The sequence below is a fragment of the Streptomyces sp. NPDC002520 genome (assembly GCF_053595235.1).
The window spans coordinates 37,777-62,352 of sequence record NZ_JBSFXG010000026.1 but is presented as its reverse complement, the minus strand read 5'-3'; the positions used below and the strand labels follow the sequence as shown (position 1 = coordinate 62,352).

The 24,576-nt window shown below is 71.2% G+C and carries 21 protein-coding genes and 1 pseudogene; 13 read left to right on the top strand and 9 right to left on the bottom strand.

The window, feature by feature from the left end; translation table 11 throughout:
- The first annotated feature begins 194 nt into the window (after positions 1-194).
- Positions 195-1,025 carry a polysaccharide deacetylase family protein gene (locus tag ACWD5D_RS30200; protein ID WP_451375934.1) on the top strand — a complete coding sequence of 277 codons (831 nt, stop codon included), beginning with the start codon at positions 195-197 and terminating at the stop codon, positions 1,023-1,025.
- Positions 1,026-1,055: 30 nt separating this feature from the next.
- On the opposite strand, the gene ACWD5D_RS30195 is transcribed toward ACWD5D_RS30200, so the two are convergent.
- A complete protein-coding gene (locus ACWD5D_RS30195; protein WP_451375933.1) occupies positions 1,056-1,733 on the bottom strand; it encodes a class F sortase in 678 nt (225 codons plus the stop codon).
- A 332-nt stretch (positions 1,734-2,065) separates the two neighbouring features.
- Between ACWD5D_RS30195 and ACWD5D_RS30190 the strand changes: the two genes are divergently transcribed.
- Positions 2,066-2,866 (top strand): hypothetical protein, encoded by an 801-nt coding sequence (locus ACWD5D_RS30190; RefSeq protein ID WP_451375932.1) that lies wholly within the window; start codon positions 2,066-2,068, stop codon positions 2,864-2,866.
- A gap of 137 nt (positions 2,867-3,003) precedes the next feature.
- Here ACWD5D_RS30190 and ACWD5D_RS30185 read toward each other — a convergent pair whose 3' ends face one another.
- Together ACWD5D_RS30185 and ACWD5D_RS30180 are read right to left on the bottom strand one after the other, a co-directional pair.
- A complete protein-coding gene (locus ACWD5D_RS30185) occupies positions 3,004-3,768 on the bottom strand; it encodes a bestrophin-like domain (RefSeq protein WP_451375931.1) in 765 nt (254 codons plus the stop codon).
- Positions 3,769-3,798: 30 nt separating this feature from the next.
- Positions 3,799-3,927: a hypothetical protein gene (locus ACWD5D_RS30180; RefSeq protein WP_451375930.1), complete on the bottom strand. Its 129-nt coding sequence runs from the start codon at positions 3,925-3,927 to the stop codon at positions 3,799-3,801.
- 789 nt (positions 3,928-4,716) lie between these two features.
- On the opposite strand from ACWD5D_RS30180, the gene ACWD5D_RS30175 reads away from it, so the two are divergent.
- The 3 genes from ACWD5D_RS30175 to ACWD5D_RS30165 all read left to right on the top strand — a co-directional run bounded on the left by ACWD5D_RS30175 (position 4,717) and on the right by ACWD5D_RS30165 (position 8,904).
- Complete coding sequence (locus ACWD5D_RS30175; RefSeq protein ID WP_451375929.1) at positions 4,717-5,670, top strand: SCO0930 family lipoprotein; 954 nt, start codon at positions 4,717-4,719, stop codon at positions 5,668-5,670.
- 286 nt (positions 5,671-5,956) lie between these two features.
- Complete coding sequence (locus ACWD5D_RS30170; protein WP_451375928.1) at positions 5,957-6,769, top strand: SAM-dependent methyltransferase; 813 nt, start codon at positions 5,957-5,959, stop codon at positions 6,767-6,769.
- Complete coding sequence (locus ACWD5D_RS30165; RefSeq protein ID WP_451375927.1) at positions 6,766-8,904, top strand: putative bifunctional diguanylate cyclase/phosphodiesterase; 2,139 nt, start codon at positions 6,766-6,768, stop codon at positions 8,902-8,904. The genes ACWD5D_RS30170 and ACWD5D_RS30165 overlap by 4 nt, the downstream gene beginning before the upstream one ends.
- A gap of 235 nt (positions 8,905-9,139) precedes the next feature.
- On the opposite strand, the gene ACWD5D_RS30160 is transcribed toward ACWD5D_RS30165, so the two are convergent.
- Positions 9,140-10,024: a LysR family transcriptional regulator gene (locus ACWD5D_RS30160; RefSeq protein WP_451375926.1), complete on the bottom strand. Its 885-nt coding sequence runs from the start codon at positions 10,022-10,024 to the stop codon at positions 9,140-9,142.
- A gap of 182 nt (positions 10,025-10,206) precedes the next feature.
- Here ACWD5D_RS30160 and ACWD5D_RS30155 point away from each other — a divergent pair, with 182 nt between their 5' ends.
- From ACWD5D_RS30155 to ACWD5D_RS30135, 5 genes are all read left to right on the top strand, one after another.
- Positions 10,207-10,866 (top strand): succinate dehydrogenase, encoded by a 660-nt coding sequence (locus ACWD5D_RS30155; RefSeq protein WP_451375925.1) that lies wholly within the window; start codon positions 10,207-10,209, stop codon positions 10,864-10,866.
- Positions 10,867-10,868: 2 nt separating this feature from the next.
- Positions 10,869-12,827, top strand: a complete 1,959-nt coding sequence (locus ACWD5D_RS30150; protein ID WP_451375924.1) for a fumarate reductase/succinate dehydrogenase flavoprotein subunit — start codon at positions 10,869-10,871, stop codon at positions 12,825-12,827.
- Positions 12,824-13,573: a succinate dehydrogenase/fumarate reductase iron-sulfur subunit gene (locus ACWD5D_RS30145; RefSeq protein WP_451375923.1), complete on the top strand. Its 750-nt coding sequence runs from the start codon at positions 12,824-12,826 to the stop codon at positions 13,571-13,573. The genes ACWD5D_RS30150 and ACWD5D_RS30145 overlap by 4 nt, the downstream gene beginning before the upstream one ends.
- Positions 13,574-13,896: 323 nt before the next feature.
- Positions 13,897-14,691 carry a GNAT family N-acetyltransferase gene (locus ACWD5D_RS30140; protein WP_451375922.1) on the top strand — a complete coding sequence of 265 codons (795 nt, stop codon included), beginning with the start codon at positions 13,897-13,899 and terminating at the stop codon, positions 14,689-14,691.
- Entirely contained in the window at positions 14,691-15,530 is an 840-nt protein-coding gene (locus ACWD5D_RS30135) for a lysophospholipid acyltransferase family protein (protein ID WP_451375921.1), read from the top strand. The genes ACWD5D_RS30140 and ACWD5D_RS30135 overlap by 1 nt, the downstream gene beginning before the upstream one ends.
- 51 nt (positions 15,531-15,581) lie before the next feature.
- On the opposite strand, the gene ACWD5D_RS30130 is transcribed toward ACWD5D_RS30135, so the two are convergent.
- The 3 genes from ACWD5D_RS30130 to ACWD5D_RS30120 form a co-directional block, all read right to left on the bottom strand.
- Complete coding sequence (locus ACWD5D_RS30130; RefSeq protein WP_451375982.1) at positions 15,582-17,921, bottom strand: ATP-binding cassette domain-containing protein; 2,340 nt, start codon at positions 17,919-17,921, stop codon at positions 15,582-15,584.
- A 70-nt stretch (positions 17,922-17,991) separates the two neighbouring features.
- Positions 17,992-18,174: an antitoxin gene (locus ACWD5D_RS30125; protein WP_451375920.1), complete on the bottom strand. Its 183-nt coding sequence runs from the start codon at positions 18,172-18,174 to the stop codon at positions 17,992-17,994.
- 73 nt (positions 18,175-18,247) lie between these two features.
- Positions 18,248-19,111 (bottom strand): MsnO8 family LLM class oxidoreductase, encoded by an 864-nt coding sequence (locus tag ACWD5D_RS30120; protein WP_451375919.1) that lies wholly within the window; start codon positions 19,109-19,111, stop codon positions 18,248-18,250.
- A 64-nt stretch (positions 19,112-19,175) separates the two neighbouring features.
- Here ACWD5D_RS30120 and ACWD5D_RS30115 point away from each other — a divergent pair, with 64 nt between their 5' ends.
- Positions 19,176-20,657 (top strand): recombinase family protein, encoded by a 1,482-nt coding sequence (locus tag ACWD5D_RS30115; RefSeq protein ID WP_451375918.1) that lies wholly within the window; start codon positions 19,176-19,178, stop codon positions 20,655-20,657.
- A 106-nt stretch (positions 20,658-20,763) separates the two neighbouring features.
- On the opposite strand, the pseudogene ACWD5D_RS30110 reads toward ACWD5D_RS30115, so the two are convergent.
- Positions 20,764-22,219, bottom strand: a pseudogene (locus ACWD5D_RS30110) (IS701 family transposase).
- A gap of 96 nt (positions 22,220-22,315) precedes the next feature.
- Here ACWD5D_RS30110 and ACWD5D_RS30105 point away from each other — a divergent pair.
- Positions 22,316-22,807: a phosphatase domain-containing protein gene (locus ACWD5D_RS30105; RefSeq protein WP_451375917.1), complete on the top strand. Its 492-nt coding sequence runs from the start codon at positions 22,316-22,318 to the stop codon at positions 22,805-22,807.
- Between the two features lie 13 nt (positions 22,808-22,820).
- On the opposite strand, the gene ACWD5D_RS30100 is transcribed toward ACWD5D_RS30105, so the two are convergent.
- Entirely contained in the window at positions 22,821-23,036 is a 216-nt protein-coding gene (locus ACWD5D_RS30100; protein ID WP_451375916.1) for a dodecin, read from the bottom strand.
- Positions 23,037-23,308: 272 nt separating this feature from the next.
- Here ACWD5D_RS30100 and ACWD5D_RS30095 point away from each other — a divergent pair, with 272 nt between their 5' ends.
- On the top strand, positions 23,309-24,565 hold the full coding sequence (locus tag ACWD5D_RS30095; RefSeq protein WP_451375915.1) for an extracellular solute-binding protein: 1,257 nt from the start codon (positions 23,309-23,311) through the stop codon (positions 24,563-24,565).
- The last annotated feature ends 11 nt before the right edge of the window (positions 24,566-24,576 follow it).

The window sequence follows — 24,576 nt, the reverse complement described above, 5'->3', positions numbered from 1 at the left end:
CGCTCGATCGGAGGGACCCCCATCGCGGCGGAGCCGCACATCGATACGGTCCCGCGCCCCTTCGGGGGCGCCGGACCCGGTGGCCCGGGAGGTACCTCATATGGGTGTGCCGCACTGCGCCGACCGGGTGTTTTTCCGCCGCCACACCGGTGTCGATGTGGTGCGCCGAACGTTCGTCGGGCGACTGATGGGTCATGGAGAAGGATCAGTTGTTCACGCGGCGCCGGATGCTGCTCGCCGGCGCCGCCGCTCTGGGTGCCGCGGGCACCGCCGGACTCGTCAAGGTGGGCAGCGAGGAGGAACCGGCCCGGCCCGCCGTCCTCGCCGGCCCACAGGCACGCCCCGTGCTGAAGCCGTCCGCGTTCCGGCTCCAGCCGCTCACCGGATACGGCCCGCCGCGCACCGTGCCGCACAAGCTCACAGTGCGGCACCAGCCCATCGTGCGGATCTCCGCACGCGGCCGGCAGATGATGCTGACCTTCGACGACGGTCCCCACCCGGACTACACCCCGCACATCCTGGACACCCTCGCCAAGTACGACGTCCGGGCCATGTTCTTCGTGTGCGGCGAGATGGTCGTCGACAACAAGGAGCTCCTGGCCCGGATGGCCGACGAGGGCCACGTGGTCGGCAACCACACCTGGACGCACCCGCTGCTGACCGCGCTCGGCCGGGAGGAGATCCGCGCCGAGATGGAGCGCACCAGCGACGTCATCGAGGACGCGTGGGGGGACCGCCCGCAGTGGTTCCGCGCCCCCTACGGCGCCTGGAACCGAGCCGCCTTCCAACTGGGCGCCCAGATGGGCATGGAGCCGATGGCCTGGACGACCGACACCACGGACTGGAAGGTGCCCGGTACGCGCACCATCATCGACCGGGTGGAGGACAACGCCGCCCCCGGCGTCGTGATCCTCTCCCACGACGCCGGGGGCGACCGCTCGCAGAGCGTCCGCGCGATCCGCGAGTACCTGCCCTATCTGCTCGACTCCGGCTACCACCTCACCGTGCCGAGCCGCCGCACCTGAGACGGGGGCCGCCCGCCCGGCCGCGGCGCCTCAGTCGACCGTGACCAGGCGGGCGAAGACGACGACGTTGCCGTCGTAGCCGTTCTGCTTCGAGAAACCGCCGCCGCAGGTGATCACCCGCAGCTCCGGCGTGCCCTTCGAGCCGTACACCCGGTCACCGGGGAACTTGCTCTTCTCGAAGACCTCGACCCCGTAGATCTCGAACACCGCGGACTTCCCGTCCTTGCGCAGGACCTCGACCCGGTTGCCCTTCTTCAGCGCCCCGAGCCCGTAGAACACGGCGGGTCCCTGCTTGTTGTCGACGTGGCCGACGATCACGGCGGTGCCCTTCTCGCCGGGCGAGACCGCGCCGGTGAACCAGCCCGCCAGGTTGGCGTCGTCCGGCGGCGGTGCGCCGACCCAGCCGTTCGCGTCCAGGCCGACCGGAATCACCGGCGCGTCCACCTGGATCGCCGGGATCCGGATGCGGTCGACCGCCGCGAACGGCAGCGGGGATGGCGCGGCCTGCGCCGCGAAGGTCTCCGGGTCGGTGCGGGTGTCCGGGGCGGCGACCGAGGCGGGCTGAGGCGGACCGATGTCGAACTCACCGGAACCGTTCCGAATGAGCGCCAGGCCGGTCAGGAGAACAAGCGCTATGACGCCCCAAGGGGCGCGCTTTCTCCGCCGCTCCTCCTCTTCGGCCAGCTCGGCCCACTCGGACGCATACATTCGCCATCCCCTCTCGACGCGGGCGTCCCACATCCCTCGCGCATGGGAAAACGCTAAGTCCCACGCACGCGGCGGGCGACGGGAGTGCGGGCGAACGGGTGGCCCGTGAGTCTTTCGGTGCGCCATCCGAGTTGCAACCGAAAGAGATTTTCTGACGGCCGGTGACCTGCGGCAATATCCGATTGTGTGGTTGTCTGACGGAATGTCGGATCACCAGGACGGAGCATTCTCGACATGCGGGCGTGTTCCGGGGGTCCGAGGGTTTTGCCGGGAGGTGCTTTCTCGCCGACACTCCGGGGACGGGACCCGGGGTGCCTCCCGCGGAGGAACACATGCGGAACCAACGTGCCCTGGCGGCCGCGTGCGCCGCGGTCGCGGTGCTCGGGCTCGCCACCCCCGTGGCTGTCGCGGACGGCATGCCCAATCCGGGCGGACCGGCCGGTGAAACGGGAACCAGTAACGGCAACGTCGTGATCGGCGGCGGCGGGGGTGGCGTCGGCGGCGTCGTCGGCGGTGGCGGGGGCTTCGTCGGCGGTGGCGGGGGCTTCGGCGGCTTCGGGGGCAACTTCAACTGCAACGGGAACGGCAACTTCAACGGAAACGGGAACTTCAACGGGAACGGGAACTTCAACGGCAACGGAAACTTCAACAACTGCCGGGGCAACGAGAACGGCCGGGGCAACGAACACGGCCGGGGCAACGAAAACGGTCGTCATGACGAATTCGGCAACCGGGGCGAGGAAGTGCGCAACATCGTCGTCCACCCCGAGGTGGTTCCCGCAGGCGGCCATCTGACCGTCACCGTGGACGGCTGCCAGGGCGGCACGGTGTCCTCCCGGGCCTTCCGCACGACCACCCTGGAACCGGAAGGCGACGACCGGTCACGCGCCGACGTCACCATCGACCGCGACGCCCGTCCCGGCCGGTACGACATCACGGTCACCTGCAACCGCCGGACCTTCACCCGCAACTGGGCCTTCACCGTGCTCGGCGGCGTCCAGGGCGGGCTCGGCGGCAGCATCACCAGTGGTGCCACGACGAGCGACATGGCCATCGGCGGAGGTCTGGTGGCCTCGGCCGTGTTCGGGGGCGGAGCGTTCATGCTGCGCCGCCGGAACGAGAAGCAGTTCTGACCCCGTCCCGGTCCCGCCTTCGGTGGACCGGGCGTGCGCCGACAGGCCTTCGCCCCAGCCCTTCGCGGGCACCGGGGTGAAGGCCTGCGGCGCGCGGCGGGCGCCTGGGCGGCCGGGTGATCCGGCCGCCGCGCCGGCTAGCCCCCGGCGTGCGGGAACAGGTTGAGGAACGGTGCCGCGGTCGCCGCGATGCCCCGGCTGAACGGGGCGTCGAAGTCCCAGATCAGGAAGAGCATGAAGGCGATGGTCGCGGAGAACAGCCCGGCCAGGACCAGCTCGCGGACGGTGCGGCGGATCTGCAGGGCGAAGACCATGCCCACCGTGATCACCGCCCCGGCGAGCAGACCCCACCACACCACGGGCGGCATCGTGGCCCCGGTCGAGTCGGCGCGCGCGTTGCGCGCCTGGTCGGCGGCGGCCATCTGGTCCAGCAGCGGCTGGTAGGCCTGGGCCTCGAAGTCGTTCCTCGGCCGGTAGTCCGTGACGTCCTGGCGGACCCGGCCCAGCAGCTCCGCGCCGTGGCCGGTGACCCGCTCATGGTCGGTCATCGACTTCCACTCGGTGGCCACGACGTAACTGACGTACGAATCCACGTCGTCGCGGATGCGGTCACGGACGTCCGGCGGGTACACCCGCACCCGTTCGGAGATCTCGTGCAGCGCCTGGGCCTCGGCCTGCACATGGTCCTGGGCGGCGCTGCGCGCCTCCCACACACCGGCGATGGCCAGGCCCAGGACGATGGCGTAGACCACCCCGATCCACATCGTCATGTACTCGATGACGTCCGGGGTCTCGCTGGGATCCTCGTCCTCGGGAGCCCGCTTGTGCCGCACCAGAGTGATGACGACCACCACGGCGCACGCCCCCAGGATCGCGAGGACGAGAACAAGCCAATCCGACAACAGGTGCCTCCAGAAGTGAGGGCCGGCGCGTCAGCGCGGGCGCAGCGCCGCGACGGCGACGATCGCGGGCACGGTGATGAGCAGGACGTAGGTGACCGGGGCGGTCGGGGAGGGTGCGGGGTGCGAGGTGGGCCGGGAGTGGTACGCCGGGTAGCTCACCGGGGTCGCGGAGGGCCGTGGGGTGGGCTTGGGCGGCGGGGTCGGCTTCGGACGCGGGGCGGGCGGGGGCGGCGGGGGAGGGGCCGGGCGAGCCGCGGGAGGTGCCGGGGCGGGCCGGACGGGCGGCTTGGGCGGCGGCTTCGGGACGGGCGTGGGCCGCGGTCTGGGCGTCGGCTCGGGCGGGGGCGGCGGAGGCGGTGGTGGAGGTGGCGGAGGGGAAGGGGGTGTGGGCGTCGGAGTGGGTGTGGGCGGGCACGGCGGAGGGGTGGGCTTCGGGCAGGGCGGAACCGGGGGTACCCCGTGGTCGAGCGGAGCCGGGAGCTCGGGGGACGGACGGTGGCCGCCGCCTCCGGCCACGGCCACCGCCACCGTGCCGTCGGGGCCCGTCGAGGCGTACGCGCAGGCGTCGGCCGACGCCGCTCCGGCCGGACAGCCCACCAGGGTCCACGTCAGTGCCAACAGGGCCAACACCCGTGCGGCGGGCGCACTTCGGGTCGCTTCGGGTCCATGCACGACCGAGATCATGAGGCGCTCGGGGCCCTCTCACTCCGCGATGCCCCGGGATTGATCCGTATGAGCGGCAAAGTGTGATCCATGGTTTGACGGGCCGAAGTGGCGTGAGTGGCCGATTTGTTCCCCTATGGCTCCCCGGTCACGAGCGGCCGTGCGGCCCCTGGAGAGAAAAACATGCGCTCCGGTTGAACACTCCGCCCCCCTCCCCGCGTATCCATGGCCGTGCGGCGGCCCGGCGAGGCGCCCCAACATCCATACCAATATGGGGAGTTGACGATGAAGACCTCCTGGCGGACCGCCTCACTGGTGGCCACAGCCGCTTCGGTGCTGGCGCTGACGACGGCGTGCGGTCAGGACAACCCCACGCCTCCCGCGTCGGCCGCCCAGAACGTCGGGGCCACGGCCCCGGCCGGTGGTTACGGCAGCCCGGGCGGCGGCGCGGGCAACGGCTACGGCGCCGACGGCAACCAGGCCTCCGACTCCGCGACCCCGGCCGCCCCCGCGGGCGAACTGACCGTGGCCGCCAACCCGGATCTGGGCAACGTGCTGACGGACGTCTCCGGGCTGACCCTCTACCGGTTCGACAAGGACACCGCCAATCCGCCCAAGTCGAACTGCGCAGGCGACTGCGCCACCACCTGGCCGCCTGTGCCCGCCGACGACGCCACCGCCGGCGCCGGCATCGACAAGGCGCTCCTCGGCGAGATCACCCGCGCGGACGGCACCAAGCAGCTGACCGTCGGCGGCTGGCCCGCCTACCGCTACGTCAAGGACGTCAACTCCGGTGACGTGAACGGCCAGGGCGTGGGCGGCACATGGTTCGCGCTCGCCCCGAACGGCAAGAAGGCCTCCCTGGCGTCCCTGCCCGGACTGTCCGTCCACAAGGACCCCAAGCTGGGAGACGTCATCGTCAACAAGAAGGGGATGACGGTCTACCGCTTCCTCAAGGACCAGGCCTGGCCGAAGTCCGTCTCCAACTGCACCGGCGCCTGCCTGGAGAAGTGGCCGGCCGTCGGCCCGGTGCGCGAGGACGACACCGTGGGCGTCAAGAAGAAGGGCCTGATGCCCTTCACCCGCCCCGATGGTGTGAAGCAGATGGCGGTCAACTGCTGGCCGATCTACACCTTCTCCGGTGACAAGGCCCCCGGGGACACCAACGGTCAGGGCGTGGGCGGCACGTGGTACGCCGTCGCGCCCGACGGTAAGCCGGTCGGCGCGCCGGGCAAGTAGAGATCACCTCCCCAGGGTCGATCGCCCCGCCCCCCCAGGCGCCCGGTCGCAGGTCCGCCCCCTCCGCACCGCGCGGAGGGGGCGGACCGTCGTATGACACGGGGTCATGGACGGCGGGTTCGGGAGACGGTCGTCACGCAGCGGGGTCGGACGGGCACTTGCCGCAGGCAGTGACCGGGAACGGATGGTCAATTTCCGTTTCGGGTCGCTCCTTTGGCGGCCGATCAGTAGCCTCAGCTCGAACACCGGAGCGCCTGTCCCTGCCGCCTACGCCTTGGAGAGATACATGGAGCGTCCCGCCTGGGCCCCACGGAACATCGACATCTCGGTGCCGAGCGTCTCGCGTATCTACGACTTCTACCTGGGCGGTTCCCACAATTTCGAGGTCGACCGGGAAGCGGCCCGCAAGGCGATGGAGTTCATGCCGGGCCTGCCGAAGGTCATGCAGGCCAACCGTGCGTTCATGCGCCGGGCCGTGCGTTTCGCGGTGGACGAGGGCATCACCCAGTTCCTCGACGTCGGCTCAGGCATCCCCACCTTCGGCAACGTGCACGAGATCGCCCAGGCCGCCGTACCGGACGCCCGGGTCGTCTACGTCGACCACGACCCGGTGGCCGTCGCGCACAGCGAAGCCGTCCTGGCGGGCGAAGAGCGCGCGACCGTGGTCGCCGCGGACCTCCGCAAGCCCCACGAGATCCTCGCAAGTCCCGGTCTGGGGCGGCTGATCGACCTGAATCGCCCAGTGGCCCTGCTCCTCGTTGCCATACTGCACTTCGTGGAAGACGCGGACGACCCGTACGGTGCGGTGGCCGAGCTGCGCGACGCGCTCGCGCCCGGCAGCCTGCTGATCCTGACCCATGCCTCGTACGAGGGAATCCCGTTGCCCGCCCAGCGGGCCGAGGGTGCGGTGGACGTGTACAGGGACATTCGCAACCCGCTGATCATGCGCTCGCGCGACGAGATCGCGCGGTTCTTCGAGGGGTACGACATGGTGGAACCCGGACTGGTGCAGATGCCGTACTGGCGCCCGGAGTCGGCGCCGGAGGACGAGGATCCGTACGCCTTCTCCGGATTCGCCGGCGTGGGGCGTACGGCGTGAGCGCGGAGCCGGACGGGCCGGAGGACAGACTGCGCAGGCTGACGACGATCTGGAGCCGGGCGGTCTTCCCGGTCACCTCGACGTCGTTGACACGAGCCGAGTTCGAGGACCTGCTCCTGCCCCTCGCACGCCGGTTGAGCGAACTGCTGCGGGCCCGCAGCTACGCCGCCGACGAGGCGAAGGCGGTCGGCGCCGCCCTGGTCGGGGCGCACTGCACCGACCCCGAGGCGCTCTCCCGCACCCTGGACTGCGTCGACGCCTACCTCGTCCTGTACTGCGGCGAGGACGGCCCCCAGGACGAACTGCGCATGCGGTCCTCCCGGTTGCAGCACGCGATGGCCGCCGGGTTCGCACAGGCGCTGCGCGAGCGCACCCTCGCCGAGCAGGAGGCCATCGCCCAGGCCGCGTTGGCGGCCCAGGGCGTGGTGGCCCTGGCCCTGCACGCCAGCGAGGCCCGCTTCCGCGCGGTCTTCGAGGGCGCGGCCATAGGAATCGGCATCGCCGACCTCGACGGCAACGTGCTCCAGGTCAACGAGGCACTGCTGCGCATGTTCGGCGTCTCCGGACAGTCGGTGCGCGGCCGCCGGATCCCGGAGTGGACGCACCCCGAGGACGCGCCCCAGACCTGGAAGCTCTACGAGGAACTCGTACGCGGCGAGCGCGAGCACTACCACGTCGAGAAGGCCTTCAACCGCCCCGACGGCACGGTCCTGTGGACCAACCTGACGGTCTCCCTGCTGCGCGACGCGGACGGCAACCCGCAGTACCAGCTCGCCCTCATGGAGGACACCACCGAGCGCCGCCTGCTCCACCTCAGGCTGCGCTACGAGGCCACGCACGACGCGCTCACCGGACTGCCCAACCGCACGCTGTTCTTCGAGCGCCTGGAGAAGGCGCTGGCCACGCGGGAGGGCCAGCGCTTCGGCCTGTGCTACCTCGACCTGGACGGCTTCAAGACCATCAACGACAGCCTCGGCCACGCGGCCGGCGACCGGCTGCTGGTGGAGGTCGCCGACCGGCTCCAGTCCTGCGCGACCGCGCCCGGCGAGATGGTCGCCCGGCTCGGCGGCGACGAGTTCGTGGCCCTGACCACCGGCCCCGACACCGAGCGCGAGGTCGACGAACTCGCCGAGCGCATCATGAGCGCGCTCGTCGCCCCGATCAGCATCGACGGCCGCGACCTGCTCGTGCGCGGCAGCCTCGGCATCGTCGAGGGCCCGGCGGGCGAACGCACCGCGGCGGAGGTCCTGCGCAGCGCGGACATCACCATGTACCGGGCCAAGTCGGCGGGCGGCAACCGCTCGGAGCTGGCGGACCCGGAGGCCGACGCCCGCGCGATCACCCGCCACGGCCTCACCACCGCCCTGCCGACGGCCCTGGAACGCGGCGAGTTCTTCATCGAGTACCAACCCCTCGTCCACCTCGGCGACGGCAGCGTCCGCGGCGCCGAGGCGCTGGTGCGCTGGCTGCACCCGCAGCACGGTGTCCTCGGCCCCGACCGGTTCATCCCGCTGGCCGAGCACACGGGCCTGATCGTGCCGCTCGGCCGCTGGGTCCTGGAGGAGTCCGTCCGCCAGGCCCGCGCCTGGCGCGAGCGCGAGGGCGAGGCGGCGGGCCCGCTGCGCATCAACGTGAACCTCTCGCCCTGCCAGCTCACCCACCCCGGCCTGGTCCAGGACACCGTCGAGATCCTCGAACGCGCGGGTGTCACCCCGGACGCCCTGTGCCTGGAGGTCACCGAGTCCGCCCTCATCGGCGCCGACGACGACCTCCTCAAACCCCTGCGCCGGCTCGCCGAGATGGGCATCCACATCGCCCTGGACGACTTCGGCACCGGCTACTCCAATCTCGCCAACCTGCGCCGCCTGCCGGTCAACGTCCTCAAGCTGGACCGCTCCTTCACCCAGGGCATGCAGCAGTTCCCCGCCGACCCCGTCGACCTCAAGATCGTCGAGGGCATCGTCTCCCTGGCCCACAGCCTCGACCTCGCCGTCACCGTCGAGGGCGTGGAGACCGGCGCCCAGGCCGAACAGCTGCGCATACTGGGCTGCGACACCGCCCAGGGCTGGTACTACGCCCGCCCCGGCCCGCCGGACAGGCTGCACCACCTGGCACTGGCGGACGCGACGGGCTGAGGGGAGGCCGCGCCCCCGAAGGGGCGCGGGGAACTGCGCGAGCAACCACAACGGACGGAAAGCCCGAACCGGCGATCGCGAGGCAGACGCATCCGCGCACCAACCCCTCTCACCGCTCCAACCCCCCTCACCGCTCCAACCCCTCTCACCGCTCCAACCCCTCTCACCGCTCCAACCCCTCTCACCGCTCCAACCCCTCTCACCGCTCCAACCCCTCTCACCGCACCAACCCCCCTCACCGCTCCACCAACATCCGCTGCAACTCCCTGGCCGCCCTGGGCGGAGCCACATCGCTGCGGTGGGCCAGCGCGATCGTCCGCTGCAGCCCCGGCCGGGCGAGCGGGGTGACCCGGAGGGCCGATCCGGCCCGGGCGGCCACCATCCGCGGCACCACGGCCACCCCCAGCCCCGCCCGCACGAACCCCAGCACGGCGTCCATCTCGCCCCCCTCCACAGCGAACTCCGGCTCGAACCCAGCGGAGCGGCACGCGGCGACGGTCAGTTCGCGCAGGTCGTATCCGTGCCGGAACATCACGAGTCGTTCACCCTCGAGGTCGGCGATGTCGACCGGCCGGCCCTCCCGCCCCGGCGCGGGCACCTCGGGCGAGGACACCACCACGAGATCCTCCCGCAGCAGCTCCACCGTGGTCAGCGCGGGCGCCGGTGTGGGCAGCGGCAGCACGATCAGCGCGAGGTCGAGGGCGCCACGGGCCAGCTCCCGCACCAGGTCGTGCGAGCCGCCCTCCTCGATCATCAGCCGGATGCCCGGGTAGCGGTCGTGGAAGGCGCGCAGCACGTCCGGCAGCAGGCCGGTGCACAGACTCGGCGTCGCACCCAGCCGCACCCGGCCGCGCCGCAGCTGCACCAGCTCCTGCACCTCGTGCCGGGCGGTGTCCGCGTCCGCGAGGATCCGGCGGGCCAGCGGCAGCAGCGCCTCGCCCGCGTCGGTGAGGGTGATGTTGCCCCGGGCGCGCAGGAACAGATCCGCGCCCAGCTCCCGCTCCAGCGCCTTGATCTGCTGGGACAGCGACGGCTGGGCGATGTGCACCAGTTCGGCGGCCCGGGTGAAGTGCCGGGTCTCCGCGACGGCGACGAAGTACTGAAGCTGCTGGAACTGCATGATGTCACCATAGCTTCCACCTATCGAAACCAGCCGAACCATGTCTTGGACCGATCGGGGGTCCCGCCCCTACCGTCCTTTCCATGGCTCTGGCAACGCGGACGGACCGACGGCCGTCGAACAAGGAAGGCGCGCGACAGCGCTCCGTGAGGGGTGGTGGTCGGGCGACGGGCGGGAGAACGATGTGGGACAGCTCCGTCGGCAAGAAGACGGTGATGGCCGTCAGCGGTGTGATCATGCTGCTGTACCTGGTCGTGCACATGATCGGGAACCTGAAGATCTACTTCGGGGCGGGCGAGTTCAACCACTACGCCCACTGGCTGCGCACCGTCGGCGAGCCCTTCATGCACTACGAGTGGACGCTCTGGCTGATCCGGATCGTCCTCGTCGTCGCCGTGGCCGCCCACGCCACCTCCGCGTACCAGCTCAGCCGCCGCGACATCAAGGCGCGCCCCAGCAAGTACGTGCACAAGAAGCCGAGGGCGAGCTACGCCACCCGCACCATGCGCTGGGGCGGCATCATCCTCGGCCTGTTCATCGTCTGGCACGTCCTGGACCTGACCACCGGCACCGTGCACAGTGGCGGCTTCCAGGAGGGCCACCCGTACCAGAACGTGGTGGACACCTTCTCCACCTGGTACGGCAACGTCATCTACATCGTCGCGATGCTCGCGCTCGGCCTGCACATCCGGCACGGCTTCTGGAGCGCCGCCCAGACCCTCGGCGTCGGCAGCCGCGCCCGCGACCGCGCGCTGAAGACCGTCGCCGACATCCTCGCGCTGCTGCTCACGGCCGGTTTCATCGCCGTACCCGTGGGCGTCATGACCGGAGTGGTGAGCTGAGAATGACTGCTTCGTCGCAGTACACCGACTACACGACCGGCGAACCGGCCGTCGACACCAAGGCCCCCTCGGGCCCGATCCACGAGCGCTGGGACACGCGTCGCTTCGAGGCCAAGCTGGTCAACCCGGCCAACCGCCGCAAGCACACGGTGATCGTCGTCGGCACCGGCCTCGCGGGCGGCTCCGCGGGCGCCACCCTGGCCGAACAGGGCTACCACGTCGTCCAGTTCTGCTACCAGGACTCCCCGCGCCGCGCCCACTCGATCGCCGCGCAGGGCGGCATCAACGCGGCGAAGAACTACCGCAACGACGGTGACTCGATCCACCGGCTGTTCTACGACACCGTCAAGGGCGGCGACTTCCGCGCCCGGGAGTCCAACGTGCACCGGCTCGCGCAGATCTCCGTGGAGATCATCGACCAGTGCGTGGCGCAGGGCGTGCCGTTCGCCCGCGAGTACGGCGGCCTGCTGGACACCCGCTCCTTCGGCGGCGTCCAGGTCTCCCGTACGTTCTACGCGCGCGGGCAGACGGGCCAGCAGTTGCTGCTGGGCGCCTATCAGGCGCTGTCGCGGCAGATCGCGGCCGGGAACGTGGAGATGCACCCGCGCACGGAGATGCTCGACCTGATCGTCGTGGACGGGCGGGCGCGCGGCATCGTGGCGCGTGATCTCATCACCGGGAAGATCGACACGTACTTCGCCGACGCCGTCGTCCTCGCCAGCGGCGGTTACGGCAACGTCTTCTACCTGTCGACCAACGCCATGAACTCCAACGCGACCGCCATCTGGCGGGCGCACCGGCGCGGCGCGTACTTCGCCAACCCCTGCTTCACCCAGATCCACCCCACGTGCATCCCGCGCACCGGCGACCACCAGTCGAAGCTGACGCTGATGAGCGAGTCGCTGCGCAACGACGGCCGGATCTGGGTGCCCAAGGCCAAGGGCGACACCCGCCCGCCGCACCGGATCCCCGAGGACGAGCGCGACTACTACCTGGAGCGCATCTACCCCTCCTTCGGCAACCTGGTCCCGCGCGACATCGCCTCCCGCGCCGCGAAGAACGTCTGTGACGAGGGCAGGGGCGTCGGCCCCGGCGGCCAGGGCGTCTACCTGGACTTCGCCGACGCGATCGCGCGCATGGGGCGCAATGCCGTCGAGGCGAAGTACGGCAACCTCTTCGACATGTACCAGCGGATCACCGACGAGGATCCGTACGAGGTGCCGATGCGGATCTACCCGGCCGTGCACTACACGATGGGCGGCCTGTGGGTCGACTACGACCTGCAGACCACCGTCCCGGGCCTGTTCGCGGTCGGCGAGGCCAACTTCTCCGACCACGGCGCCAACCGGCTCGGCGCCTCCGCGCTGATGCAGGGCCTCGCCGACGGCTACTTCGTGCTGCCGGCCACCATCAACGACTACCTGGCGCGCAACCCGCACCAGGAGGCGGTGACCGACGGACACCCGGCCGTCCAGGAGGTGCTGGCCGAGACCGAGGACCGTGTCAACCTGCTCCTCGCCGTCGACGGCGACCGCACCCCCGACTCCTTCCACCGCGAACTCGGCGAACTGATGTGGGAGTTCTGCGGCATGGCCCGCACCGACGCCGGACTGCGCAAGGCGCTGGAGCGCATCCCGCAGATCCGCGAGGAGTTCTGGCGGCGCATCAAGGTGCCCGGTACCGGCGAGGAGTTCAACCAGTCGCTGGAGAAGGCCAACCGCATCGTCGACTACCTCGAACTCGCCGAGCTGATGTGCCTCGACGCCCTGCACCGCAGCGAGTCCTGCGGCGGCCACTTCCGCGAGGAGTCGCAGACCCCGGACGGCGAGGCGGCCCGCAGGGACGAGGAGTTCTCCTACGCGGCCGCCTGGGAGTTCACCGGCACCGGCGCGGCCCCCGTCCTGCACAAGGAAGACCTGGTCTTCGAGTACGTCCACCCCACCCAGCGGAGCTACGCATGAGGCTCACCCTGCGCGTCTGGCGGCAGAAGAGCGCCGACGCCGAAGGCGCCATGTCCACGTACGAGGTGGACGGCATCTCCTCCGACATGTCCTTCCTGGAGATGCTCGACACGCTCAACGAGGAGCTGATCCTCAAGGGCGAGGACCCGGTCGCCTTCGACCACGACTGCCGTGAGGGCATCTGCGGCGCCTGCTCGCTCGTGATCAACGGCGACGCGCACGGCCCGGAGCGCACCACGACCTGCCAGCTGCACATGCGGTCCTTCGAGGACGGCGACACGATCGACATCGAGCCCTGGCGGGCCGCCGCCTTCCCGGTGATCAAGGACCTGGTCGTCGACCGGTCCGCGTTCGACCGGATCATCCAGGCCGGCGGCTACATCACCGCCCCGACCGGCGCCGCACCGGAGGCCCACGCGACGCCGGTGCCGAAGCCGGACGCCGACTTCGCCTTCGAGCACGCCGAGTGCATCGGCTGCGGAGCGTGCGTGGCCGCGTGCCCGAACGGTGCGGCGATGCTGTTCACCTCCGCGAAGATCAACCACCTGAACGTGCTGCCCCAGGGGGCGCCCGAGCGGGAGACGCGGGTGCTGGACATGGTGGCGCAGATGGACGAGGAGGGGTTCGGCGGGTGCACGCTGGCCGGTGAGTGCGCCACCGCCTGCCCCAAGGGAATCCCGCTCATGTCCATCACGAGCATGAACAAGGAGTGGTTGCGGGCCACCCGCAAGGCGGGAAAGAGGTAGTTCCGTCGCGGGCCGCGCGAGCGTTGTGGCTGGTCACGCCCACGAGGTGGAGCCACAAGGCGATGCGGCCCCGCGCCCCTTTCGGGGCGCAAACGTGAACGTTCGCCGACAAGTGGGCGGACGGGCGGGGCCGGGAGAGGTGCTCCTTCCGGCCCCGTCTGGTTTTCCCCCGATGATCGCCCACGCGCCGTTCAACAAGCCCACACCCACTCTCCGGTCCTCGGTCACGCGGAGGCCAACCGGCGTCGGAAGAACAGGACAGGCAGCCCGGACCGACGGTCTGCCATCCCCGCCGACCGCGGCCCGTGACCATGGAGAGTCCCATGACCGGCGTCACCACGCTCGACCGTCCTCCGCAGCCGGAGGCACCCACCCGCTACACCGTCACCCTCGCCCGCGACGAGGCCGACGTCCGCGCCGCCCAGCGGCTGCGGCACGACGTCTTCGCCGGCGAGATGGGTGCCCTGCTGGCCACCTCGCAGCCGGGACTGGACGTCGACCCCTTCGACGCGTACTGCGACCACCTGCTGGTGAACGACACCGTCACCGGACAGGTCGTCGGCACCTACCGGCTGCTGCCCCCGGAGCGGGCCGCGATCGCCGGACGACTCTACTCGGAGGGCGAGTTCGACATCGCCGCGCTCGACGGGATCCGGCCAGGGCTGGTCGAGGTCGGCCGCTCCTGCGTGCACCCCGACCACCGCGACGGCGCGGTCATCGGCCTGATCTGGGCCGGCATAGCCCGCTACATGGTCGACCGGGGCCACGAGTGGCTGGCCGGCTGCTGCTCCGTGCCGCTCGCCGACGGCGGTGCGCTGGCCACCGGCACCTGGGAGCGGGTGCGTACCAAGCACCTGGCGCCCGAGGAGTTCCGGGTACGTCCGCTGCTCCCCTGGATCCCGAACGCCGAGGTCCCGGCCGGCCACACTCCTCTTCCCCCGCCCGCCCGCCCTGAACTTCCGGCCCTGCTGCGCGGCTACCTCCGCCTCGGCGCCTGGGTGTGCGGCGAGCCCGCGCACGACCCGGACTTCGGAGTCGCCGACCTGTACGTGCTGCTCTCGATGCGCCGGGTCAACCCGCGCTATCTGAAGCACTTCCTCTCCCTCGTGCCGGCCTGATGAGCGTCTGGCTGCCCGCCGCGCCCTGCACCCCGGGCGCCTGTGTGGAACCGGCCGTGCCCGCGGCGGCCGTACCCCGTGCCGTGCTGCGGCTCACCACGGTCGCGATCCTGGTGCTCGCCGGGATCGTGCTGGCCCCCCTCGGCGGGAGGATCCCCGCCGAGTGGGTCAGGCGGTGGTGCCGGACGATCGTGCGGACCATAGGGGTCCAGGTCCGCCTCACCGGCACCGCCGCACCGGCCGGCGGCATGCTGCTGGTCGCCAACCACGTCTCCTGGCTGGACATCCCGCTGCTGGCCGCGGTACGCCCCGCCCGGATGCTCGCCAAGACCGAGATCCGGCAGTGGCCGGTGGCGGGCGCCCTGGTGGCGCGCGGCGGGGCGCTGTTCATCGAGCGGGACCGGCTGCTTGCCCTGCCCGGCACGGTCGCCCGCATCGCCGAGGCCATGCGGGAGGGGGCGGCCGTGGTCGCCTTCCCCGAGGGCAGCACCTGGTGCGGACGGGCCCACGGCCGCTTCCACCGGGCGGTGTTCCAGGCCGCGTTGGACGCGGGCGTGCCCGTGCAGCCGGTGCGGCTGCGCTACCGCCAGGAGGGCGGAGCGGCCGCGAGCACGACGGCCGCGTTCGTCGGCGAGGACACCCTGCTCGCCTCCCTGTGGCGGGTGGCCCGCACCCGGGGTCTGGTGGCCGAGGTGGACGTACGGCCGGTGATACAGCCCGGCACGCATCCGGACCGCCGTTCCCTCGCCCAGGCCGCCCAGCCGGTGAACCCGGAGCCCGCCTGGACCCACGCGGCCCTGGTGACCCCGCCGCCGCCCGCCCCGGTCACGGCGGCATGACCCGCGAGCGTCACAGCACGATACGGGAGGTCATGGCAGGACGCGCGAGCGTCAGGGCATGACCCGGGCGAGATAGGGCGCCGTCGCACTGCCCTCCGCCGCCGCGACCCGCTGCGGCGGACCGGCCGCCACGATCCGCCCGCCCTCGTCGCCGCCGCCCGGACCCAGGTCGATCACCCAGTCCGCGCCCGCGACCACCGTCATGTCGTGCTCGACCACGACGACCGTGTTCCCGGCGTCGACCAGGCCGTGCAGCCGGTCCATCAGCACCTCGACGTCGGCCGGGTGCAGACCGGTCGTCGGCTCGTCGAGCAGATAGAGGGTGTGACCCCGGCGGCCGCGCTGGAGCTCGCTCGCCAGCTTGATCCGCTGGGCCTCGCCACCGGACAACTCGGTCGCGGGCTGGCCCAGGCGCAGATAGCCGAGGCCGACGTCGAGGAGCGTGCCGAGGCTGCGGGCGGCCGCCGGGATGTCCGCGAAGAACTCCGCGGCGGCCTCCACCGTCAGGTCCAGCACCTCGGCGATGTTCCGCCCCCGGTACGTCACCTGAAGGGTCCCCGGGTTGTAGCGGGCGCCGGCACAGTCCGGGCAGGGCGTGTACGTGCTCGGCAGGAACAGCAGCTCCACGCTGACGAACCCCTCACCCTGGCAGGTCTCGCAGCGCCCCCCGGCCACGTTGAAGGAGAACCGCCCGACGCCGTAACCCCGCTCGCGTGCCTCCTCGGTTCCCGCGAACACCTTGCGCACGACGTCGAACAGCCCCGTGTACGTGGCCAGGTTGGAGCGCGGGGTGCGACCGATCGGCCGCTGGTCCACCCGGACCAGCCGGTCGACGCCGGCCAGGTCCTCGCTCAACTCGCCGATCAGGGTGGACTTTCCGGATCCGGACACGCCGGTGACGGCGGTGAACGCGCCGAGCGGGAACTCGGCCGTCACCGCGCGCAGGTTGTGCCGGGTGACCGGGCCCACCCTCAACCAGCCGCGCGGCTCGCGCACTCGGCGCGCCGGGCCGGGCGACTCGTCGAAGAGGAAGGCCGCCGTCGCCGACTCCGGCACCGACGCCAGCTCGGCCGGCGGCCCGCTGTACAGCACCTGCCCGCCGTACTCGCCGGCACCGGGGCCGATGTCCACCAGCCAGTCGGCGCCACGCACCACCTCCAGGTGGTGCTCCACCACGAACACCGAGTTCCCGGCCCTCTTCAGCCGCTCCAGCACGGTGAGCAGGGCCTCGGTGTCCGCCGGGTGCAGTCCGGCGGACGGTTCGTCCAGCACGTACACCACTCCGAACAGCCCCGAACGCAACTGGGTGGCCAGCCGCAGCCGTTGCAGCTCGCCCGCCGACAGCGTGGGGGTGGCCCGGTCCAGGCTGAGATAGCCGAGACCCAGCTCGACGACCGGCGCGATCCGCGATCGCAGGTCCCCGGTCAGCACCCGGGCCGTCTCCGTGTTCCCGTGCAGCACACCCGCCAGATCGGTGAGCGGCAGCGCCGCCAGCTCGGCGATGCTGCTGCCCCCGAACGTCACCGCCAGCGCCTCCGGCCGCAGCCGGCTGCCCCCGCACGCCGGGCAGGGCGCACTGGCCAGGAAGCGCTCCGCCTTGGCCCGCAGGGTGGCGGACCTGGTGTCCGAGAACGTCTTCAGCACGTACCTGCGGGCGCTCATGTACGTGCCCTGGTACGGCCGTTGGATGCGGTCGGCGTCCCGGACCGGGTGGACGGTGACCACCGGCTGCTCGTCCGTGAACAGGATCCACTCCCGCTGTTCGGCGGGCAGGTCGCGCCAGGGCCGGTCCACGTCGTAGCCGAGGGTGTCCAGGACGTCGCGCAGGTTCTTGCCCTGCCAGGCACCCGGCCACGCGGCGATCGCACCCTCGCGGATCGACAGTGCGGGATCGGGGACCAGCAACTCCTCCGTGGTGCGGTGCACCTGGCCGAGGCCGTGACACGTCGGGCAGGCGCCCGCCGCCGTGTTCGGCGAGAACGCGTCGGAATCGAGCCGTTCGGCGCCCGGAGGATAGTCACCGGCCCGCGAGAACAGCATGCGCAGGGAGTTGGAGAGGTTGGTGACCGTGCCCACCGACGACCGCGAACCGGGGGCCGAACGGCGCTGCTGCAGCGAGACCGCGGGCGGCAGCCCCGTGATCTCCTCCACCCGGGGCGCCCCGACCTGGTGGATCAACCGGCGCGCGTACGGCGCGACGGACTCGAAGTAGCGGCGCTGCGCCTCGGCGTAGACGGTGCCGAACGCCAGCGACGACTTGCCCGAGCCGGAGACGCCCGTGAACACCGCCAGCACGTCCCGCGGGATGTCCACGTCGACGCCCTTGAGATTGTGCTCGCGGGCGCCACGGACGCGGACGTAGGGGTCGTACGGATCATTGGGGTTGTGCATCGCGGAGAACTCCGTACGGGCGTGCCGGGGCCTGGACAAACCCCGCGATCCTAGCCCGCTGGCGGAACTCCTACTGCGGAGGGTTGTCGGTGTCTCTCAGCTGCCGCTTGAGCTGGTCCTGGGCGGCGTCGACCTGGCCGCTGTGCCTGCCCTGGGCCTTCTCGTCCACCATGTCGCCGGCCTTGTCGATGCCCTTGTCGGCCTGGTCCTCGTGGCCCTTGAGCATCTGCTTGAGCTTGTCCATCACGGACATGGCAGCCCTCCTCGTCGATTGAGGTCCACTCCCAGGGTCCCGGGGCCCGGCCGGGTTCGCATCTCGGGCCCGTTCAGGGGGCGGCCCCGAACAGGGCGGCGAGCCGCCGGTGCGAGTCCAGCAGCGCACCCCGGTCGTACGTGCTCGTGGTGACGAGGACCTCGTCGGCGCCCGTCTCCTTCAGCACCGTCTCCAGCTCTCGCGCGACCTGCTCCTCGGTGCCGAAGACGTGCCCGGCGAGACCGGCCTCGTAGAAGCCCCGTTCCTTGGCGGTCATCGTGCGGGCCAGGACGTCCTCGGCCGGATCCAGCGGAGGGAAGGTGCCGTGGGTGCGGGAGTACGCCATGGCCCAGGCCTCCGGAACCAGCAGCCGGCGGGCGGCCTCGGGGGCGTCGGCGACCGCGATCGTGCCCGAGATCACCACGTACGGCTCGGACGCCCAGGGGGAGGGGCGGAACCGGGACCGGTACTGCTCGATGCCGCGCAGCATCTTCGCTCGGCCGCGCAGATCCCCGATCACCATCGGCAGGCCCGCGTGGGCCGCGATCAGCGCGCCCTCACCTGTCGCCAGCACGAACGGCGGCACCCGCAGGCCCTCCGACGGGCGGGCGTGCACCCCGGTCGGCGAGGTCCCCTCGAACCAGCCCAGCAACTCGCCGAGCCGGGCCGCGAAGTCCTCGGCGTCCTGCTTGTCCCGGCCGAGAGCCTTGCGCACCCCGTCCGTGAACCCGACCGAGCGGCCGAGCCCCATGTCGATCCGGCCGGGGAAGAGCGCCTCCAGCACACCGAACTGCTCGGCGACGACCAGGGCTTGGTGGTTGGGCAGCATGACCCCGCCGGTGCCGACCCGGATGGTGCGGGTCGCCGCGGCGACGGCGGCGGCGAGCACGGTCGGCGCGGATCCGGCGACTCCGGGCACGCCGTGGTGCTCGGACATCAGGAAGCAGCGGACACCCCCATAGCAATTCTGCAACACTGAGTCGCCTGACCATGGGGGGCCGATGCCCGAAGTTGATTTGTACCTACGCAAGAGCCGCCGGGACCGCGAAGGCGTGCGCGCCCTGACGTTCCGTGCCCAAGAGGCCCGGGGGCGCCAATGGGCCGATGAGAATGGCTGCACCGTCCGGAAGGTGTGGAAGGACAACATCGGGGCATGGTCTGATACTGACCGCCCGGACTTTGACAACGCCCTTGCCGCGCTGGCCGCCGGGGAGGTCCACGCACTGTGGTGCTACGCCGTTGACCGTTGGTCCAGGAAGGGCGCCGGGTCCGTCGTCCCGCTGCTTGACCGTGGCCGCCGGATCGTCGCCGACTATGAGCGCCTGGACAGTGCGGAGCCACGCGACCGCCGTCGTCTCATTGACGCTGCCGAACAGGCAAAGGAGTACTCAGACCTCCTGTCGCACAGAGTCCGCGGCACCAAGCGACAGCAACGTGAAGAGGGCGCCTGGGTAGGCCTACTCCCGTACGGGTTCCGTGTCGCCGACAAGCGCACGCGGAAGCTGGCCCACGACGTGGTGCCGTGGCACATCGTGCTCATGATCTATCGGGCCGCCGCCAACGGCGTATCCACACGTGCGATCGCACGCCGGCTCAACTGGGCCCACATCCCGTCGCCGTCCGGGAAGCAGTGGCGGGCGAACATGATCGGCAAGATCGTTCATCATCCCGTTTACGAAGGCCTCCAGGTGGAGGCCGCGGAGGGCAACTCCCGCGTCTCGCGCCCGTACCGGAACAAGCAGGGGAAGCGGGTGTCCATCCTTGCTGACGGCGTCGAGCCGGTACCGCCGGACCTCGTCCGCCTGGCCCGCCTGACCGTGACCGGCCGCCGTGAGATCCCGAACGGGTCGACCAGGGGGAAGGCCAGCCAACTCCTTACCGGCCTGGTCAAGTGCGCCGGGTGCGGGGGCTCCATGGCGTCAACGGGGGAGTCGTACCGCTGTGCCCGCATCAGTGCAGGCGCACCCTGCCCGAAACCGGCCATGGTCCTAATCGGCAAGCTGGACACGTTCGTTGCGGAGTCCTTCCTGGCCCGACTCGACAGCGGTGACCCGGAGGACGAACTGCTGGGCGTCGTGGCCAAGCGCTGGAACGCCCTCACGCGGCCCAGAGAGACCGCGGAGGCAAAGGAGGCCCTGGACGCCCTGAAGGAGGCGGAGGCCGCCCGTGAACGGCTCATGCGGGACCGTCAGGCGGGCCTGTACGAGAGGGCGGACCTCCTCTTCTACGAACTCCACGACGAGGTGAAGCGGGACCTGGAGGCGGCCCAGGGGCGCGCTGCCATTCACGGAAGCCAGGTCGTGGACATCAGTTTTCTGCTGGATCACGTCTGGCTTCAGGAGACGTGGGACGGGGCGGACCTCCCCATGCGCCGGGACCTCCTACGCCTCGCCGTCGCTCGCGTGACGGTGGTGAAGGCCGCGCGGCCCGGCGCGAAGTTCGCGGGGGAGGAGCGCGTCACCATCACCTGGCTGCACGAATAGGCCCCAGAGAACACAAAGGCCGGTCCGGCTTGATCTTGGCGGACCACCGGACCGGCTTCCCCATCACTGAGGAGGCACCATCATGCCCGATTGCCCGCGCACGGATCTAACGGTGGTTTGTTAAACCGAGGAGTAGAGGCCAAGTGGGTGGCCTGCGCCGACTGCGTTGATCAGGGCTTGGAGTTCGGGTGGCGGTGGTGCGGTGCTCCAGGATCGCCAGCAACGTTGGAGGGTGGTCCAGGGGTCGAGTCAGGCCCGGACGGCGCGAATCGCCTTGGGCCAGCTGGCCGGTTGGGGCTGGTGGGTTCCACTTGGGCCCCCTCTCAGCCGGTCCCGCTGGCGTGGCAGCCGGCGGGACTGCTGGGACGGCGATGGGCTCCCGGGGTGGAGGTTGGGCGAACCAGGTGTCCCAGCAGAATGAGAACGCGCAGGTGACCAGGGTCTGGTGGCGGCGGATGGCAGTGTCGGAGCGGACCTGGAAGTCGGCCCAGCCGAGTTCGTCCTTGACCGGCTTGTAGCTCTGCTCGATCCAGTGTCGGATGCCGTAGATCCGGACGACTTCTGCCAGGTCGGCGGCTGGTCGGGGCTGTCGGCCTCGCGGGGACTGCCGGGGCGGGGCAGGTCGGTGGGTAGGTACCAGGTGGACTGCGCGGGCAGGGTGGTCGGGTCTGTGGTCGCCACGACCAGACGGACGTTTCCGTCGGGTCCCCACCAGCCGAGGTGGGCGTCGGCGGCCCACCAGGTCTCGGTGTGCCCGTCGCGGAAGGTCCGTTCGACGGGGGTCCAGTCGCCGGGATGCTCGGGGTCCGTCCAGGTCAAGGCGCGGGCGGCGTCGACGAGGGTGTAGGCGTCCTTGCCGTAGGCCCAGGTGCCGTGGCTCGGCTTGAGAGCCATGACGAACGGCAACCCCGCTGTGGCGAGGTCCCCGCGGAAGCGGTCCTGGTCGCCGTAGGCACAGTCGGCGGCAACGGCCCGGAAGGCCACCCCGGCAGCCTTCGCGGTGCGGGCCAGCTCTGCGGCGATCTGCAGCTTTGTGCGGAAGTCGGGGTCGGTTTTGCCTTTGGGGAAGTGATGGGCGGGGCTGTAGGGCACGGCGTGCAGCGGGTAGTAGAGGTTCTCGTCCGCCCAGCAGGTCGTCACCGTGACGATGCCGTTGTCGGTCTTGCCCAGCCGCCCCAGCCACTGCCGGCCGATGTGGGCGGTCGCCTTGCCGTCCTTGCGGTCGCCCGAGTCATCGATCACCAGCACCCCGCCCGCGTGGGGCGCGGTCGCGGGGTCGGACAGCAGCAATTCCACTCTGCGGGCTTGACCTGCTCGTGGTCCCAGGTCGACTCGGACACGAAGAACTGCAGCCGCTGCACCGAGGGGTGCTGGGCGCCCACGACGGGTTCGGTGCCGGCCAGGCAGGTCAACGTCTTGTTGCGGTCCCGCGGCAGCAGTAGCCCCGCGAGGTACTCGCGGAACCCGCGGCGCTGTGCCAGTGTGGAGAACAGGTCATCGAAGCGGGCGGCGTAGGCTTCCAGCGGGCCTGGAGCGGGCGGACACGGCAGACGACGGGTCATCACAAGCCCCCAGGCGGCGAAGCGACGTTCCTCTGCTACCGGACTACTGCGATCCTGACCCGCCGTCAACAAACCACCGCTAGCTAGGGTGAGCCCGTGGCAGACAGCAGCGGGCGCCCGGTCGCCGTGTTCGATCTCGACAACACCCTCGCCGACACCGCGCACCGGCAGCACTTCCTGGAGCGCCGGCCGCGCGACTGGGACGGGTTCTTCTCGGCCGCGCCCGCGGACCCGCCGCTCGCCGAAGGCGTGGCGCTCGCCCTGGAACAGGCCGGGGAGTGCGAGATCGTGTACCTGACCGGGCGGCCCGAGCGCTGCCGGCGGGCGACGCTGGACTGGCTCGCCGAGCACGGGCTGCCCGAGGGGCGCGTCCACATGCGGGGCAACGCCGACCGCAGGCCCGCCCGGTTCACCAAGCTGGAGATCCTGCGCCGGCTCGCCCGCGACCGCGAGGTGCGGGTCCTCGTCGACGACGACCGACTCGTCTGCGACGACGCCGAGCGGGCCGGACTCACCGTCCTGCGGGCCGGCTGGGCCGACCGCTCCGCCGCGCTGGAGGACGCCCAGGAGCGCGAGGGCCGGACCTGACGGCCGCCCCGGGTCAGTCCGACTCCTCCAGGCGGAAGCCCACCTTCATGCACACCTGGTAGTGCTCGATCCGCCCGTTCTCGATCTGGCCGCGGACCTGGGAGACCTCGAACCAGTCCAGGTTGCGCAGGGTCTGGTCGGCGCGGGCGATGCCGTTGCGGATGGCCTGGTCGATGCCCTCGTGGGAGGTGCCGACGATCTCCGTGACCCGGTAGGTGTTGTTCGTCATGCGGGTGCTCCTCTCCGCCGTGCGGGCGCGACGCTGTGCCCGCGCCTCACGGACGCCGTGACCGGGGTGTCACGCCGTAATCCACCGTGCCGTATCCCCGCCCGTCGCGCGAGGCGTCGCTTGCGTACCCCTGCGTAACCATCGGTACCGCTTGACCAACGCATTGGTCCATACCAAAATCCAGCACACCCGCACGAGCCCGTTGCTCGTCCCCCCATGTCGGGCCTCCCACCCTGTCCGCACCTCCCATGCCAGACAGAACAGGACCCCTCGTGAGACGTCGTCTGCTCGCCCTCCTCTGCGCCACCGGCTCCCTCGTCAGCGCCTGCGGTGTCCTGCCCGGCACGCACGAACGGCAGACCGTCACCGTGTGGTTGATGAAGGACAGCGCCTCCGCGGACTTCCTGCGGCGCTTCACCGAGGACTTCGAGCGGACCCACAAGGACCTGCGCCTGGACATCCGCATCCAGGAGTGGACCGGGATCGTGGAGAAGGTTCGGGCGGCGCTCAGGCCCGACGCGAAGGACGCCCCCGACGTCATCGAGGTCGGCAACACCCAGGTCCCGCTCTACGTGGACGACGGCCGGCTCGCCGACCTGACCCTGGAGTCGGTGCGCGACTGGGGCAAGGAGCGCTGGCTGCCCGGCCTCGCCGAGCCGGGCAAGTCCGGCAACGAGCAGTACGGCGTGCCCTGGTACGCGGCCAACCGGGTGGTCATCTACCGCAAGGACCTCTTCGAGGCGGCCGGCATCACGCACCCGCCGAAGACCCGCGACGAGTGGATCGCCGACACCGAGAAGCTCGACGCGGGCGACAACCAGGGCATCTACCTCGCCGGGCAGGACTGGTACACCCTCTCCGGCTTCATCTGGGACGAGGGCGGCGACCTCGCCGCGGAGAAGGACTTCGAGTGGCACGGCGCGCTCGACACCCCCGCCGCGCTGCGGGGCATGGACTTCTACCGCAGGCTCCAGGCGCTCGGCGGCGGACCCGTGGACGCCGACGAGGAACACCCGCCGCAGGCCGGGGTGTTCGCCGGCGGCAAGGTGGCGCAGATCATCGCCGTACCAGGGCTCGCCGGGTCGATCGTGCAGCGGAACCCGGAGCTGGAGGGCAAGCTCGGTTTCTTCCCGGTTCCGGGCAGGACCGCCGCCCGGCCCGGCAGAGTGTTCACCGGTGGCTCCGACCTCGTCGTCCCGCAGAACACCGACGACCAGTTCGCCGCGACCGCCGTCGTCGGGGCGCTGGTCGGCGCGAAGTGGGACACCGAACTCGCCCGCACCATGAACTACGTGCCCAACAAGACCACCCTCGCGGGCGCGGTGGCGGGCGAGGAGGGGGTCGCCGCCATGGCGGCGGGCGCCGCGCACGGCCGGGCGACCCCCAACGTCCCTCAGTGGGCGGCGGTCGAGGCCGACAACCCGATCAAGGGGTACATGACGAAGGTGCTGAGCGGCGGCGACCCGGCGACCGAGGCCCGCCGGGCCTCCCGCCGGATCACCGAGGCGCTCGCCCCGCCGCTGGGCTGACCCGTACCGGA